Raw genomic sequence first — 1316 nt, 5'->3', positions numbered from 1 at the left:
TGGCAGGCCCTGAGCCAGGCCCACCATCTGGCGCCGTTCAGTGACTACAAGCAGCTGGCCGAGAACGGCCCGCGCATCATCACCGAGGCCCGTGGCGTGCACCTGTGGGACAGCGAGGGGCACAAGATCCTCGATGGCATGGCCGGCCTGTGGTGCGTGGCCGTCGGCTATGGCCGCGAGGAGCTGGTCGAGGCTGCTGCCCGACAGATGCGCCAGCTGCCGTTCTACAACACCTTCTTCCAGACCGCCCACCCGCCGGTGCTGGAGCTGGCCCAGGCGATCGCCCAGCTGGCACCGGCCGGCATGAACCACGTGTTCTTCACCGGTTCCGGCTCCGAGGGCAACGACACCATGCTGCGCCTGGTGCGCCACTACTGGGCGTGCAAGGGCCAGCCGAACAAGAAGGTCATCATCGGCCGCGAGAACGGCTACCACGGCTCCACCGTGGCCGGTGCCAGTCTCGGCGGCATGAAGTTCATGCACGAGCAGGGCGACCTGCCGATTCCCGGCATCACCCACATCCCGCAGCCGTACTGGTTCGGTGAGGGTGGCGAGCAGTCGCCGGAAGCGTTCGGCATCTGGGCCGCCGATCAGCTGGAGAAGAAGATTCTCGAACTGGGCGAGGAAAACGTGGCGGCCTTCATCGCCGAGCCGATCCAGGGTGCCGGTGGCGTGATCGTGCCGCCGGACAGCTACTGGCCACGGATCAAGGAGATCCTGGCGAAGTACGACATCCTCTTCGTCGCCGATGAAGTGATCTGCGGCTTCGGTCGTACCGGCGAGTGGTTCGGCAGCCAGTACTACGGCCTGCAGCCCGACCTGATGACCATCGCCAAGGGGCTGACCAGCGGCTACGTGCCGATGGGTGGCCTGATCGTCAGCGACAAGGTGTTCGAGGTGATCGAGGCGCATGGCGATTTCAACCACGGCTTCACCTATTCCGGGCATCCGGTGGCGGCGGCGGTGGGCCTGGAGAACCTGCGCATCCTCAAGGAAGAAGGCATCGTCGAGCGGGTGAAGGCGGAAACGGCACCGTATTTGCAGAAGCGTCTGCGCGAGCTGGCGGATCACCCGCTGGTGGGCGAAGTGCGCGGTATCGGCATGCTCGGCGCCATCGAACTGGTGCAGGACAAGGCGACGCGTACCCGTTACCCGGGTGACAAGGCGGTGGGCATGATCTGCCGCGGCCACTGCTTTAATAACGGTCTGATCATGCGCGCCGTGGGCGACACCATGATCATCGCGCCGCCGCTGGTGATCAGCCAGGCGGAAGTGGACGAACTGGTGGAAAAAGCACGCAAGTGCCTGGATCTGAC

At 65.1% G+C, this 1316-nt stretch carries 1 protein-coding gene; it reads left to right on the top strand.

Annotated elements, in window-relative coordinates:
- Positions 1-1316: aspartate aminotransferase family protein (locus EPK82_RS24625; protein WP_134678345.1), on the top strand; the 1316-nt coding region annotated here is incomplete at both ends.

This window comes from Ectopseudomonas khazarica (assembly GCF_004521985.1).
Taxonomy (GTDB): domain Bacteria; phylum Pseudomonadota; class Gammaproteobacteria; order Pseudomonadales; family Pseudomonadaceae; genus Aquipseudomonas; species Aquipseudomonas khazarica.
This window is presented reverse-complemented; position numbering and strand designations above follow the sequence as displayed.